This window comes from Paucibacter sp. B2R-40 (assembly GCF_025717555.1).
Classification (GTDB): Bacteria; Pseudomonadota; Gammaproteobacteria; order Burkholderiales; family Burkholderiaceae_C; genus Paucibacter_A.
In genome coordinates, this window is the sequence record NZ_JAJIRP010000001.1 from 542,181 (window position 1) to 556,677 (window position 14,497).

A 14,497-nucleotide genomic window follows, 5' to 3' on the forward strand; every position below is an offset into this window, starting at 1 on the left:
GGGCAGTCTTAAGCTGTTGCCTTGCGCTGTATCAGTGGCCTGACTGGGTGCAAGCCGACAATCATGTGTATGAATCAACACGATGCCAATGAGCCCTTCAATGGCTTGAGTCAAGCCCAGGCCGCGCAAGGCCTGAAGGACGACGGCCCCAACGAACTCAGCCCACCGAAGAAGCGCACGGTCTGGCATATCCTGGCCGACCTGGTGCGCGAGCCGATGCTGCAACTGCTGCTGGCTGCTGGGGCCATCTATCTGCTCTTGGGCGATAGAGGCGAGGCCTTGATGCTCTTGGCCTTTGTGCTGCTGACGGTGGTCATCAGCGTCAGCCAGGAGCAGCGCACCGAGCGCGTGCTGGAGGCCTTGCGCGACCTGACCAGCCCCCGCGCCTTGGTGATGCGTGACGGCGAAACCGTGCGTGTTGCCGGCCGCGAGGTGGTGCGAGGCGATCTGCTCCTGCTGACCGAGGGCGACCGCGTTGCCGCCGACGCGCTGCTGCTGCAGGCCAATGATCTGCAATGCGATGAATCGCTGCTCAGCGGTGAGTCCATGCCTATGGCCAAACGGGCCTTGGAGTCTGGCGACACCGAGGCCGAGCAACACCGGGTCTTTGCCGGCGCCTTGGTTGTCGGCGGTCAGGGGCGCGCACGCGTCACGGCGACCGGGCCGCGCAGCGAGATGGGCCGCATCGGTAAATCCTTGGCCGAGATCGAAGCGCCGACTACGCCCTTGCACCAGCAAACCCGCCGACTGGTGCGGGTGTTCTCGTTCCTGGGCCTGAGTCTGAGCGCTGCCCTGGTGTTGATTTATGGCTTGTTGCGGGGCGACTGGCTGGCCGGACTGCTGGCGGGCATCACGCTGGCGATGTCGATGTTGCCGCAGGAATTCTTGCTGATTCTGACGGTGTTCATGGCCATGGGCGCATGGCGTTTGTCCAAGCAGCGCGTGCTCAGTCGGCGCTCGGCGACGATTGAGACCTTGGGGTCGGCCACGGTGCTGTGCACCGACAAGACCGGCACGCTGACCTTCAATAAAATGGCGGTGGCCGGGTTGGCCGTGTCGCTGGCGGACGAAAAAGGCCTGCAGCTTCGGTCTGCCGAGGCTCCGGTCTTGCCCAGCGAGTTCCATGTGCTGCTGGAGTTTGCTGTGCTGGCCAGCGAGCTTGATCCGTTTGACCCGATGGAGCGAGCCTTGGTCGAGCTGGGTCAGGCGAGCTTGCCGCCTGCAGCGCTGCATCCGAACTGGCGCTTGCTGCATGAATACGCGCTCAGCGCGGCGCTGCCGGCCATGACCCATGTCTGGAGCGCGGACGAAGCCGGGCATGTCGTGGCCATCAAGGGGGCCGTCGAGTCGGTGCTGGCGCTCTGCCACCCGACCGCCACGCAGGCGCAGGCACTGACTCAGCAGGCCGAGGCCATGGCCGCGCGCGGCCTGCGCGTGCTGGCGGTGGCGCGAGCCAGCTGGCCGGGCGAGCCCTGGCCCGCCGACCCTTCGGGCTTTGAGTTCGAATTGCTGGGCCTGTGCGCCTTTGCCGACCCTTTGCGGCCCGAGGTGCCGGCGGCGATTGCCGAATGCCGCGCTGCAGGCATTCGGGTCTTGATGGTCACCGGCGATCACCCGGCGACTGCCTTGGCCATCGCTGCGCAAGCCGGCCTGGCGCAGAGCGGCCCGGCCCTGACTGGCACCGCCATGGCCGCTCTGAGTGCCGATGAATTGGGCCGTCAGGTGGCGACACAGCATGTGTTCGCCCGCATCAAGCCGGAGCAGAAGCTGGCGCTGGTGGAGGCGCTGAAGGCGCAGGGCGAGGTGGTCGCGATGACCGGCGACGGTGTCAACGACGCGCCTTCGCTGAAGGCGGCCCATATCGGCATCGCCATGGGCGGGCGCGGCACCGACGTGGCACGCGAGGCCTCCAGCCTGGTCTTGCTGGACGACAACTTCGGAGCCATCGTGCAGGCGGTGCGGCTGGGTCGGCGCATTTTTGACAATTTGCGCAAGGCCATGGCTTTTGTGTTGGCTGTGCATGTGCCGATCGCCGGCCTGTCCTTGTTGCCGCTGCTCTTGGGTTTGCCGCTGATCCTGTCGCCGGTGCACATCGCTTTTTTGGAGTTGCTGATCGACCCGGTCTGCTCGGTCGTGTTCGAGGCCGAGCCCGAGGAGGCTGATGTGATGGCACGCCCGCCGCGCGACCCGGCCGCGCCCTTGTTCTCCAAAGGCATGCTCGGCTGGAGCTTGCTGCAGGGTGGCCTGATTTTGTTGGCGGTGGGCGGTTGGTTTGCCGGTTTGCTGTCTTACGGCGTGGCACCCGAGCAGGCGCGCGCCTTGGCCTTTGTGGCCTTGGTCGCTTGTGATGTGGCCTTGATTCTGGCCAACCGCAGTTTCAGCGGCCCGCTGCTTGCGGCTTGGCTGCGGCCTAACCGCATGCTGGGTTGGATGCTGGCGGCCACCGCGCTCTTGCTGGCGCTGGCACTCGGTCTGGCGCCACTGCGAGCGGTGTTCAAGTTCGAGCTGCCGCCGAGCGAATTATTGGCCGCGTCGCTGGCGCTGGGCTGCGTGGTCTTGCTCTTGCTGGAAGCGCTGAAGCGCTTGTTCCATCAGTTCTTGATCGGCGAAGCCGCAAGTCTTGCCTCCAAGCGGGACACCGCATCGCTGACGCTGCCGCCGTCGAGTTCATCGGCATGAAAGCTGCCAGCCAAGCTCAGCACCGCCAGGGCATTGTCTTTCAGCCGCGCCAGTATCAAGGCGACGCCGCGCGCGCGCAGCTCGGCCACAAAGCCTTGCAAGACCTCGATGCAAGTGCCGTCCAGATCCGGTGACTCTTCCAGGCTGAGCACCAACGCGGCTTGCTCGGACTTGCGCAGCCGCGCCAACACATCGGCCAGCATCGCGTCGACATTGCCAAAGTACAGCGGCGCTTCGGGCCGGAGCACCAGGATGCCTGGCGTCAGGCGAGCGCCCGGGTGGGTGGCCAGACTTAAAAAATCATGGCCTTCGCGCTGGCGGCCGAGCTCACTCACGCGCGGCATCGACAGATCACGCAAGGTCATCAGCAGGCTGACACCAATGCCCACCAGCAGACCGTACAAGACGCCCAGCAAGACTACCGCTGCAGCTGCGCCGACCACCACAAAGCGGTCTCTTTGCCATAGAAAATAGGGCCGAAAGGCTTCGAGCGACAACGCATGCCAGAGCGCGTTGATGACCACCGCTGCCAAGACCGGCTCCGGAATCATCTCAACCCAGGGCAGCGCAAAGGCCATCATCAACACAATGCAGACAGCGGCGACCCAGGCTGCGCGCTGGCTTTGCGCGCCGGCCGCTTCATTGGCCGAGCTGGCGGAGTAGCCGGCGCCGACCGGCGTGCCGCCGCACAGGCCCGAGGCCAGATTGGCGGCGCCGAGTGCAAACAAGTCGCGGTTGGGCACCACCGGGTCACCGTGTTTGAGCGCCAAAGTGCGGATCGCCCCATAGCTCTCTGCAAACAGCAACAGCACGACCGCAAAGGCCAACTCACCCAGTTTGAGCCAGTCATTTTCGGCCAAGCTCGGCAGGCCGGGTGTGACGGCGGCGAGCTTGATGCTGCCCACCATCTCAACTGCCTTGGTGTCGAGTTCGAACAGCTGACCCACGGCGATGCTCGCGGCCAGCAAAGCCAAGGCCACCGGCCATTGGCGCGCTCGTTCGGCCAAACGCAGTACGATCAAACTGGCCAAGCCCAAGCTCAGACCCCAGGGGTTCCAATGAGCCAACTGTTGAATCAAATGCCATGCAAAGCTCAGCATGTCTGAGGCCGGCGGGTGGACACCGGTGATCTTGGCCAACTGCCGCAACACAATACTGAGAGCCAAACCAAAGGCGAAGCCGCGCAAGACCGGCTTGGAAATGAAGTTGGAGACCGAACCCAGCCGGGCCAGGCCGGCAGCGATGAAGGCAATGCCGGTCAAGATGACCAGTCCTGCCGCCAAGGCCAAACGGTGATCGGCCTGCCCCGCCGCCAGCGAAAGCGTTGCGGCGCCCAGCACCGCTGCCGATGAAGAAGTGGCCGCGACGATCGCGAAACGGGAGCTGCCGATCAGGCCGTAGATCAGCAAACCGCACAGGAGACCGATCAAGCCGGCGTGAGGCGGCAGGCCGGCCAGCCCTGCGTAGGCCACCGCCTCGGGCAGCAGCAAGCCCGACATGGCCAGCCCGGCCAAGATATCAGGGCGCCATGGCGAGGCCGGGCTGGCCCCGATCACGGGTGCATCCTGGTGACGGGAAAGGCCAGCAGCGCTGCTTGGCCGTGTAGCTGCGGGGCTGCTTGAAGGACAGGGTCTGAGCTGATCATGTCAGCAATTATTGCCCCTGCCTATCGCTCAAGCTATCGGCCCTGCTTCAATGCCGAACGCCGCTCTCGCCGGCGTCCGCGTTGACCAGACTATTTATGCCACAACATTGAGTTTATTGCCCGAGGTTGCAGATGGAGGCGCCGGCTTTGGGACTGCTGCCCGGGCTTCCATTTGCTTGGCCTGAGCCTGCCGCGCTGTGTTGGCTTTTTGCTCGGCCGCATTGCTTGCGGCGGCAGCCGCCTTGTTGGCCTGGGTCTGGCGTTGCTGTTGGGCGGCTTGAGGCGCGGGTGAGGGCGAAATGCGGTTGCTCATGAGCGACTCCTGTGCGGTGCGGGTCAAATTGCGAGCGGGGGATTTCAAGCGCTTTGCCGGCGCCCTGTTCGATTGTGGGCCCAGACCAAGCTGCTAGCAAGGCCAAGCCTGCGCAATAGGCCGCACATCAGGGCAGGACTTGAGCAGTAAATGCCATATCGCTGTGCTAAAAATGCGCGTTGAGGGGCCGCAAGCGCGCCGGTACGGCACACTCGGGCCTTGTGGTGATGAGGCGATATGCACAAGCAGCGACGTAAATTGGTTTTGGGGCTCGGCTTGGGCGCGATGTCCGGGTGGCCGCGCGCCGCGCCGCAAGGCAAGCCACGCCTGCGCGTGCTGGCTTGGCCGGGTTATGCGGAGCCCGAGGTCATCAAGAGCTTTGAGCAAAGCAGCGGCGCCAGCGTTGAGTTGACCCGGATCGATTCCGACCTCGACCTGTGGCAGAAGATGAACGCCCGGCAGGGGGCAGGTTTCGATGTCTTCGCCGTCAATACCGCCGAGTTGCAGCGCTATGTTCGGCAAGGTTTGGTGGCGGGTGTTGACACCCAACTGATCCCGAACCTGGCGCTGCAGTTGCCGCGCTTTCGTCAATCGGCGGGCATTCCCGGCCTGAGCGCCGGCAAGGATTTGGTTGGCGTGCCCTTTGCTTTTGCCGAAATGGGCTTGATCTACGACCGCCGCCAATTGCCGCGCGCCCCGGACAGCATTGCGGCGCTGTGGGAGCCCAGTTTGGCTCGCCGTGTCGTCGCCTACAACGGCGGCACACACAACTTCTCCTTGGCCGCGCAGGCCTTGGGCTTGTCGACGCCCTTCAAATTGAGCGACAAGGCCTGGGCGCCTGCGGTGGATCGCTTGATCGCGCTGCGGCGCAATGCGGCGGGCTTTTACACCCAGCCGGAAGAGTCGGTGGCTTTGTTCAAGAGCCGACAAGCGGCGCTGATGTTCGCCAATTTTGGCCGGCAACAATTGCTCTTGCTCAAGGCCGCGGGGGTCGATGCAGCCTATGCGATTCCCCGAGAAGGCGCCTTGGCTTGGCTGGACTGCTGGGTCATCAGCAGCGCTACGCAGCAAGCGGGCCTGCAAAACACCCATTTGGCTCATGCCTGGATCAATCATCTGCTGGGCGAGTCGGCCAGCCAATTGCTGAGCAGGCGCCAAGGCCTGGGCAACACGACGCAGGAGACGCCCGACTATCCCGCCGATGACAAATTGATCTGGCTGCAGGCGGTGGAAAGCGAAGAGCGCCGCAACCTGCTCTGGCACCGCATCTTGTCGGGCGACCGTGCGGCCAAGGTGTTAGCAGCATGAGAAACAAGCGCAGGGCCGCTCCCAAGTTGTTTCTCCGCCCCCTCGGGGGTGCTGGCGCGCAGCGACAGGTCTGGGGGAGCTTATGAAGTACGGCATCGCCTTCAAGCTGGGTGTGCTGCTGGCGGTGGTCGGCGTGGTGGCGGCAGGTTTGAGTGGTTTTTATGCCTACCAGGCCAGCCGCGACATCTTGCTCAAGTCGGCTCGCCAGGAACTGCTGACTTCGACCCGCGTGTTGGCGCGGCGCATCACGCTGAGCCGCGAGGAGATCAGCCGTAATTTGCAGGTGCTGGCGACGCATCCGGCCGCGCTGCAGGCCTTGCGAGCTGCTTCTGCGGGCCCAGCGGCCGATCAAGCGAGGGAACAAGCGGCGGATCAAATCGCAACCCTGTTCACCCAGCTGATGCAGGCCAACCCGTCTTATTTTCAACTGCGCCTGATCGCGGCGAGCGACTATGGCTTGGAGCGCGTGCGGGTCGACAGAGGCCAGGCGGGCTTGTTGCGTGTCAGCGGTGATGCGCTGCAGGAGAAGGGGCACTTTGAGTATGTGGCCGACACCTTGATGCTGGCCACCGGTGAAACCTATTTGTCCCGTGTCAGCATCAATCATGAGTTAGGCGCCAACACCGGGCAGGAGCAGCCGACCTTGCAATTGGCGATGCCGGTCAGGGCCGATGGCGCAGACCAGGCGCTGGGCCTGATTGTCGTCAACATCGATTTGAAGGGCATGTTTGCCCTGTTGCAAGCCGACCTGCCGGCGGGCTACCAGGTATTTTTGGTCAATGGCGAAGGCGATATCCTGATCCATCCGGATGCCAGCAAGACCTTCGGTTTCGACCGTGGCCAGCGGGCCTTGATACAAGACGAAATGCCGCAAGCGGCCGAAGTCGTCAGCGGCAAAGTCAATGCCGCGGTGTTCGAGACCGCCGGCAAGGACGCTGCCGATTCGCCGAGGGTAGCGGCCTTTATCGGCCAGCCCATCAAGGTGCGCTCGAACGAGAGCCGTATGGTGCTGGGGGTGGCGCAACCCTTGGCCGACATCTTGATCCGCAGCCAACCCTTGGCGCAGCAACTGCTGCAAATTGTTTCACTCTTGTGTCTGCTTTGTTTGCTCTTGGCGGTTGGCCTGGCGCGTGCGATCACGCGGCCCATCAATGCCGTCAGCAAGGCGGCGCAGCGTTTTGCCGAGGGGCAAGCTGCGGGGCCGTTGCCGCTGGCGCGCAAGGATGAGATCGGCAGCCTGGCGCGCAGCTTTGCGCGCATGCAGGCGCAGATCACCGAGCAATTGGCCGATCTGCGGCAAAAGCAAGAGGAGCTGGAACATCTGGCCCAGCATGACATGCTGACCGGTCTGCCGAACCGACGTCTGTTGGAGGAGCGCTTGGACACGGCGATCGCCAACGCGCGTCGCCACGGCGGCGGTATCTGTGTGCTCTTCATCGACCTGGATCGCTTCAAACAGCTGAATGACCGCTACGGCCATGATGCCGGTGACGCGGTGCTGAAGATTGTCGCCGGCCGCCTGCTGGGCATGATGCGCGAGGTCGACACGGTGGCACGCCTGGGCGGGGACGAGTTTGTGGTGCTGCTGGACTCGCAGACCGGCGTCGAGCATGTGCTGGCGGTGGCCGACAAGCTCTTGAACGGCCTGACCGCGCCGATTTCATATCAAGGTCAGGAATTGGCGCTGGGTGCCAGCATCGGCATAGGCCGCTACCCGCAAGACGGCCAGACCCGTGCCGAGATCATGGTCAAGGCCGACAAGGCCATGTACGAGGCCAAGGCGGTCGGGCAGGGCGGCGTGAGGTTTTATTCGGCGGTGCAGTAACGGTCACGTTCTCAAGCCAAGGCGCGCTTGAAGGCCAGGGCAGCGTCGGTGCTCAAATGTCGTAACAGGCCTTGCTCGCGGGCGCCCCAAGGCTGACCTCGCTCCAAGTCCAGCACCAGCACGCCCGGGGTGGCATCGTCACCGACCATGGGTGCAAAGATTCGCGTCGCGCCGGACGCCAGTTGCTGTTGGCGCTCGGTCCAGTCGCGGCTGCATGCGGCACAGGGGTGCTGCGCATCATTGAGCGCAATGCTCAGCGGCAGACCCTCATGCTCGCCTTTGGACGATTCGCCCAGTTGCAGCGCTCGGCCAGCGTTGTCGGGCCGGTAGCTGGCTAAGAGTTCAAGCCCCAGCAGCGAGCGCAGCGCGCGGCCCAAGGCGCTGAAGATCATGCCCGGGCTGGGTTGGCGCCAAAGCTCCCGACTCAAAATGACCAGCTGCTGCAAGTCCTCATGCGCTGCCTGCAGCTTGTTCATGCGGGTTTCCTTGGCATGAGCCAGGGCCCGGGCATGTTGGCGTTCATTGCGCGCGATCTCGATCTGCTGCCGCGCGTGCTTGGCGGCGATATTCCAACTCGCTTGCCGCGCCGTTGCGGCCCGTCTGGCCATCGCATAGGCCTCTTGCGGGCGACCAGCTTGATCGAGCGCCTCGGCGGCGGCATCGAGCAGGCTAGGCGGGGTTTGGAAGCCCTCCAGGGCCTGGGCCTGCTCAAGCGCCAAGGTCAGCCAATTCAGCACCAACTCGGGTGCGCCGCCGCTGCGCTTTTCAATCTCCGCCAGCACTTGGCGCAGTTCCACCAGGCTTGATTTTTGTTGCTGTGCGGCGGCGGCCTTGGCTGCTTCCAGCGCGACCTCGCGCGCTTCATCGAGCCGATTCAGATGCATCAGCGCCCGTGCGCGCCCTAACACCACGTTGTTGCGCATGTCCGAGGCATGGGCCTGCGTTTCACGCTCACCCAGCACTTCAAAATGCTTCAGCGCGACCTCGAAATTCTCCTCATCCAACTCGGTCTGGCCGAGGTAATTCAGGGCCAGCATCGAGGTGTGGTTGTTCGGGTGCTGAGACAGGGTCTGCAAGCATTCACGCAAAAGCTCTCGGGCGGAGCCGGTCTGACCGACCCGCCGCAGCGCGTCGCCGGTATGGGCCAAGCACATGCCGATGGAGCCGGGCCAGCGCACCTTGCGTGCCAAGGCCAGACCTTTTTTGAGCCAAGCCAAGGCGGTCTCAAAGTCTGCGATTTGGGTATAGGTATAGCCTTGATTGGAGGCCACTGCGATGGCGCGCCGGACTTGGCCCGATTCGAGGCTGGCGTCGTAGGCCACGTTCAGCCAGCGCGCGGCCTCGAGGAAGTCGGAAGCGAGGCCATGTTCGAGTGCCCGGTAGTCGGCCAGTGCTGCGCTGCACTGGGCCGTTAAGCCTTCGACGCTGTGCGGTAGCTGCTCCGACCAAGTGACGCGGGCCAGCTCGAAATCCCGGAACAGGTCCGACCTGGCCAAGCTGGCGCGGTAGTAGAGCTGGCGCTCGCTGTCCAGCGCCTGATCGGACAAATCCACCGCGCTCTGCATCGCCTCGCGGTGCGCGTCGACCTCGCCGCGATCGACATGTATGCTGGCGCGCAAGCTTTGCAGGTCGGCCTGAGCGCTGGGATTCGGATAGGCATCCAACTCTGCGCTCGCTGTGACCAGCAGCGGCTCGGCTTCGTCCAAGCGCATCATCAAGATCGCCACCTCGGCCTGGATCAGCAGCAGGCGCCCGCGCATATGACTCAAGACCGCCGGGTCCACAAAAGCGACCTGCTCGGCTTCTTGCTCTAGCTCCGCCTGCAGCCCGGTGGCCAGGGCCAGCGCACGCGGACTGTTGAGTTGGCGCAGACCCCAGGCGACGTAGAGGCGCGAGTTCCAATCCGAGCGCTCATTCAGCAACTCGTTGGCCGCCAGCACCTCGCGCTCGAGCGGGAACAAAGTGAACTCATTTGCTATTGCCATCGAAGCCACCCTGAGGTTCTAACCAAATCAAGTTCTCCCGGGAGCCCGCCTTGCAGTTCATTGGGCAACAAGCGTGGGCGGGGAGCACAAGAGCAAATTAACACAAAGCGGGCAGGCTCATTCGCCGGAAATGAGGCCGCCCGCGCTCGGCGGCTTCACTTCGGCAGTTTGAGCGTCCCGCTGCTCTTGAACCTGACAGTGCCGAACAGGCCGCCGGCCAGTTTGCCGCTGAGCACATAGGGCATCTCGCCCCGGTCGGCCGCGCCGCTCAAGCCCATCGCCTGACGCACGGCGGCAAAGGCAGACACCGTCAACGGCACTTCCAGCAGCGTTTCTCCGAAGCGCGGCACGGTGCCTGCTTGGTCGTTGACGCCGCTGGCCAGGGTCTTGCCGTTGAGTTCCAGCTCCAAGGCCACGCCATTGAATTCGACCGATGCGTCATTGGGGTTCTGCACCCGCAGCTTGACCAGAAAGCGCAACTCCAGCCCTTCGCCCTGCATGGGCTCCACCCCGGCCACCGTCACATTCAAGGCGTCGCGCGATGCGAGTGTGGCGCAAGCCGACAAGAACAGCGGCAGCAAGCCGGCCAACAGCGCGCGCCGCCGAGACTCAGTGCTCATGGATGTCTTCATTCAGTTCCATACCTTCAGCAGCCAGTGATTGAGATCGGTGACTTCTTCCATGCACATCGAGTGTTCCATGGGGTAGTCATGCCAGTCGATGTTGTAGCCGAGCGCCGTCAGCGCATTGCGGGCGTTGATGCCGCGCTCCATCGTCACCATCGCGTCCTGGCGGCCGTGGGCCATGAAAATGGGCACCAAGGCATTGGCGTCATGCCGCTCGGCGGCGGTGCTGCCGGCCAGTGGTAAGTAGCCGGACATCGCCACCAAGCCGCCGAGGCGTTCGGGATAGCGCAGACCCGCCAACAGCGTCATGGCGCAGCCTTGGGAAAAACCGGCCAGCACGATGCGATGGGCCGGTACGCCGCGCTCGCGCTCGCGGTCGATCAAGGCATGGACCGCGCGGATCGATTCACGCAGGCCGACCTCATCCTCGCGGCGCTGCAACTCCATGCCGTAGAGGTCATACCAAGCGCGCATGCGGTAGCCGTTGTTCAAAGTGATGGGGCGCTCGGGCGCGCGCGGCAGCACAAAACGCACCGGCCCGACAGCGGACAAATTCAGTGCATCGCACATCTGAATGAAGTCGGCGCCATCGGCACCCAGGCCGTGGAGCACGATCAGGCTGGCCTTGGCCGGGTCGGCGGGGCAGAGTTCAATGGTTTGAAGAGGCATGGTGTGGAGGTTTGTAGCTGGGCCGAATTTGCTTGGCGCTGATGGTAGCGTCTGCCAGCTCCTTGCGGGTTGTCTCGCCTTGCCCGGCCCCGGCAAATGTGTGAGCATGGCGCCCCAATGGGCCTAGCTCTTGCCTGGACCTTGTAGCGGTGCGGAGAACAATGCGATTCGGGTCAATAGGGTAAATCGGGCAAATAGAGCGTTTGAGGCGTTTGGGGCGTATGGGACGTATGGGGCAAATGAGGCGTTCTTTGATTTGTGCTGTGCTGAGTCTGTGGCTTGGCATCGCCGTCGCCGCTGATGGACCGGTCAAGCTGTGTTTTGAGGACAGTTCGGTCTACCCCTGGATCACTGGCGACGCCAAGGGTCTGGCCTTGTTGGAGTTGGCCCTGGTTGAACGAGAGCTGAATCAGAAGTTTGAATACATCCGCCTGCCCTGGCGACGCTGCCTGTTGGAGGTTCAGACCGGCCGCCTGCATGCGGCGATTGCCGCCAGCTTCAACGGCGAACGCGCCAGTTGGGGCAGCTATCCGCAAAATCAGGACGGCAGCCTGAACCGGGAGCTGCGCCTGCACACCGATAGCTTTCATGTGTTCCGGCGCATCGACAGCCCGGTGCGCTGGCTCAATACGCGCTTCGAGAACCTCGGCGGCCAGCCGGTCGGGGTGCAGCTGGGCTATAGCGTCGGGCGCAATATCGAGGAGCTCGGTTACCCCATCAAAACCGCCCGCAGCGCCGAAGATCTGATGCGGATGTTGGAGCTTGGCGCCTTGCAGGTGGTGGTCTTGCAGCACTTTGAAGCGCAGCGCCTACTGAAGATCAAGCCTGAGTTGAATACAGTGGCGGTTGAAGACGGCCCGCCGGTCAAGGTGGCCGATCAATACCTGCTCTTCAACAGCCAGTTCTATGCCGGCAACGAGCTGCTGGTCAAATCGATCTGGTCGGCGATAGAGCGGGCGCGCAAGAGCAAGCGGTACCAGGACGAAGAGGCGCTGATGCTGGGCACCGACAGCCGGGTCAAATAGCCCGGCCAACGGGCCAGGGCTTGAGTCAATCCACGCGGGTCAGGCCGTCAACCGGGATGGCGCGAAGCTGCGGCGCAAACTGTGCCAATGCCACCCCGCTCAAAGTAATGGCCGCACCGAGCAGCTTGGCCGCCGTGAACTGCTCACCGGTGCTGGCCCAGGCGGCCAGGCCGGCTATCGGCGGCATCAGGTAGATCAAGGGTGCGGTGCGCGCTACGCCGCGCTGGGCATTGACCCAACCCCAGGCCAGCCAGGTGATGAAACCGATGCAGACAATCGCCCAGACCGCGCCCAGCCAGAGCAGCGGCGCTACCGCTGCCCAATCGACTTGGCGCGCCTTTGGGGCGGCATAGATCAAGACCGGCAGCGTCGCGGCCAGGCTGGCATAACACATCACCAAGACGGCGCCGAGGCGCTCGATCAGCGGCTTGGCGGCGACCGTGTAGTAGCTGAACATCGCGGCGGCCAGCAGCAGCACGGCGTCGCCACCGCCGGCGCGCCAATTGGCGGCCAACAACTTGTCCGACATGAACAGCAAGGCGCCAGCCGCCGCCACCGCGATGCCCAAGAGCTGCTTGCGCTGCAGTCGCTCGACCCCATAGGCGCGCAGGATCAACAAGGTAAAAACCGGCCCGCAGGCCAGCAAGACCGAGCTGGAGAACGGCGTCGAGAAATGGATGCCGTAGCTGCTCAGGGCCAGGTGCAGGCCTTGGCCGAGCAAGCCCAGGCGTGCCAAGGCCCAGGCGTCGCTGCGTGAGACCCCAGGCCAGCGCAGGCCATAGCGTTGCACCAGCAGCCCCGTCACCAGCAAGGGCATCAAGGCAAAGCGCAGGAACAAGAAGCCCTCCGGTTGCATCGCGGTCAACAATGCTTTTTGCAGCGGGAAGTTCAGGCCCCAGGCGATCACGATGGCCAGGCCGACGGCCAGGCTGTGACGCGAAGACGGACTTGGGTTTGCGGCGGTGGCGAGGGACATGGCGGCATCTTGCCTGAAGTCTCCAGCGGCGCCGCCCCCAGCACCGCTACCTTTCGCGCCGCAGCGTGCCCACCATCTTGTCAGCGGCGCCCAGCATGAAGACGCTGTAGACGCCATTGCTCACCAGCGGCAACTCGGTGATCGAGTAGGCCGGTGTGCTGCTGGCACTGGAGTTGACGCTCAAAAGCGAACTGGTGCTGGACGACAGCAGGCTTGGCGTCGAGCCGGTGCCCGGTAAAACCGTGGATGCGATGGCGCTGTAGTCAACCGACAGGCTCAGGCCTGAATTCAAATTCGTGACCGCATTGACCAGGCGCATCTTGACGGCGCCGGCGGTGGCGGCCAGGCGGTTGTCGTCGCTCAGCACGGTCAGCTGCGGCGCGGCGCTGTCGCCCCAGACCAGCAGCGTGTAGTCAGCGCCGGCCTTCAGGACCGGTGCGCTCAAGTTCATCGGGTTGCCGTTGATCGTCACATTCAAGCTGCTCGCACCCGCCTGGGTGTTGATGTATTCGCCGATGGCGGGTGCGACGGCATTGCCCATCAAGCTGTTGCCGTTGAGCTGTGCAGTGACCCGGACACCGTCACCGAAGGACGTGATCACGCGGGCGCGCGCCTCGCTGCTGAGGAAATTGCCGGCCTCCCCTTTTTGTTGCAGCAAGATGCCGTTGACCAGGATACCGCCGTCGTTCGACGTCACGATCAGGGTGGCGACGCCGGTTGAAGCCAGCGTGATGCTGGGTATATCCAAGCGCACTTCGCTCTTCTTGCCGGCGCTGGTGATGCGCAGGCGATAGCTGCCGCTGTTGATGGTGTTGAAGCCGCTGCTGAGTCCACCGGCGATGTTGCTGGCCACGGCCGCTTCATTGTCAAGGCTGTCACCGACCACGGACAGATAGAAGTCCAGCGCGCCTGCATCTGGGGCCAAATTCATCAGCAAAAATTTGGTCTTGCCACTGGCGGCGGCTTCCTGATCCTCTTGCAGCATGCTGGTGTGGACGGCGCCGGCCCAGCCGTAGGCGATCATGGTGTAGTTGCTGCCCTTGTTCAGCGAGGGCGAGAGGCTGGCCACCGTGGTGCCGATGCCGGTGGTTTGAATCTGGCTGCTGGTCGTACCGGTGTCGACGCTGGCATAGCTGCCCACCGAGGCGTAAGCCACATCGGAGTTGACGCTCTTGTCATTCATGCTCAAGGCCAGGCCGGCGTAGCTGCGCGTGGCATTGAGCAGGCGGATATTGGCATTGTTGTCGCCGGATCCGCCACCGCCGCAGGCGCTCAACAGCAAACCGGCGCAGGTCAGCGTCAAAAGGCCCCAGTTTTTGGGGGACAGAAAGTTGGATCGCATCGAGAGAACTCCGTTGAAAGGTGCTGCGCGATTGGGCTTGAGCCATGTTGCTGCTGCATGTGGCCTTGTGTCGGGACCGTGAAGTCTTGTTGCTGGGACTTCTT

11 protein-coding genes are annotated in these 14,497 nt (G+C 63.7%); 4 read left to right on the plus strand and 7 right to left on the minus strand.

Features of this window, described 5'->3' with window-relative positions:
• The first annotated feature begins 69 nt into the window (after window positions 1-69).
• The gene (locus LNV09_RS02410; protein WP_263555470.1) at window positions 70-2,679 is read left to right on the plus strand and encodes a cation-translocating P-type ATPase; all 2,610 of its coding nucleotides are present in this window, start codon (window positions 70-72) and stop codon (window positions 2,677-2,679) included.
• Here the strand turns inward: LNV09_RS02410 and LNV09_RS02415 are convergent.
• Window positions 2,592-4,235 carry a SulP family inorganic anion transporter gene (locus LNV09_RS02415; RefSeq protein ID WP_263555471.1) on the minus strand — a complete coding sequence of 548 codons (1,644 nt, stop codon included), beginning with the start codon at window positions 4,233-4,235 and terminating at the stop codon, window positions 2,592-2,594. The two genes, LNV09_RS02410 and LNV09_RS02415, sit on opposite strands and share 88 nt — an antisense overlap.
• A gap of 183 nt (window positions 4,236-4,418) precedes the next feature.
• Window positions 4,419-4,637, minus strand: coding sequence for a hypothetical protein (locus LNV09_RS02420; protein WP_263555472.1), 219 nt, complete (start codon window positions 4,635-4,637; stop codon window positions 4,419-4,421).
• 237 nt (window positions 4,638-4,874) lie between these two features.
• On the opposite strand from LNV09_RS02420, the gene LNV09_RS02425 reads away from it, so the two are divergent.
• On the plus strand, window positions 4,875-5,945 hold the full coding sequence (locus LNV09_RS02425; RefSeq protein ID WP_263555473.1) for an ABC transporter substrate-binding protein: 1,071 nt from the start codon (window positions 4,875-4,877) through the stop codon (window positions 5,943-5,945).
• An 82-nt stretch (window positions 5,946-6,027) separates the two neighbouring features.
• The gene (locus tag LNV09_RS02430; protein ID WP_263555474.1) at window positions 6,028-7,770 is read left to right on the plus strand and encodes a GGDEF domain-containing protein; all 1,743 of its coding nucleotides are present in this window, start codon (window positions 6,028-6,030) and stop codon (window positions 7,768-7,770) included.
• Between the two features lie 11 nt (window positions 7,771-7,781).
• On the opposite strand, the gene LNV09_RS02435 is transcribed toward LNV09_RS02430, so the two are convergent.
• From LNV09_RS02435 to LNV09_RS02445, 3 genes are all read right to left on the minus strand, one after another.
• On the minus strand, window positions 7,782-9,755 hold the full coding sequence (locus tag LNV09_RS02435) for a tetratricopeptide repeat protein (RefSeq protein WP_263555475.1): 1,974 nt from the start codon (window positions 9,753-9,755) through the stop codon (window positions 7,782-7,784).
• Window positions 9,756-9,910: 155 nt separating this feature from the next.
• Entirely contained in the window at window positions 9,911-10,387 is a 477-nt protein-coding gene (locus LNV09_RS02440) for an LEA/WHy family protein (RefSeq protein WP_411969193.1), read from the minus strand.
• Window positions 10,388-11,050 carry an alpha/beta hydrolase gene (locus tag LNV09_RS02445; RefSeq protein ID WP_263555477.1) on the minus strand — a complete coding sequence of 221 codons (663 nt, stop codon included), beginning with the start codon at window positions 11,048-11,050 and terminating at the stop codon, window positions 10,388-10,390. It abuts the gene before it with no gap.
• Between the two features lie 239 nt (window positions 11,051-11,289).
• On the opposite strand from LNV09_RS02445, the gene LNV09_RS02450 reads away from it, so the two are divergent.
• Window positions 11,290-12,075: a substrate-binding periplasmic protein gene (locus LNV09_RS02450; RefSeq protein ID WP_263555478.1), complete on the plus strand. Its 786-nt coding sequence runs from the start codon at window positions 11,290-11,292 to the stop codon at window positions 12,073-12,075.
• Window positions 12,076-12,100: 25 nt separating this feature from the next.
• Here the strand turns inward: LNV09_RS02450 and LNV09_RS02455 are convergent, their stop codons facing one another.
• Together LNV09_RS02455 and LNV09_RS02460 are read right to left on the minus strand one after the other, a co-directional pair.
• Entirely contained in the window at window positions 12,101-13,051 is a 951-nt protein-coding gene (locus LNV09_RS02455) for a DMT family transporter (protein WP_263555479.1), read from the minus strand.
• A gap of 46 nt (window positions 13,052-13,097) precedes the next feature.
• Window positions 13,098-14,393 (minus strand): DUF4397 domain-containing protein, encoded by a 1,296-nt coding sequence (locus tag LNV09_RS02460; RefSeq protein ID WP_263555480.1) that lies wholly within the window; start codon window positions 14,391-14,393, stop codon window positions 13,098-13,100.
• Between the last annotated feature and the right edge of the window lie 104 nt (window positions 14,394-14,497).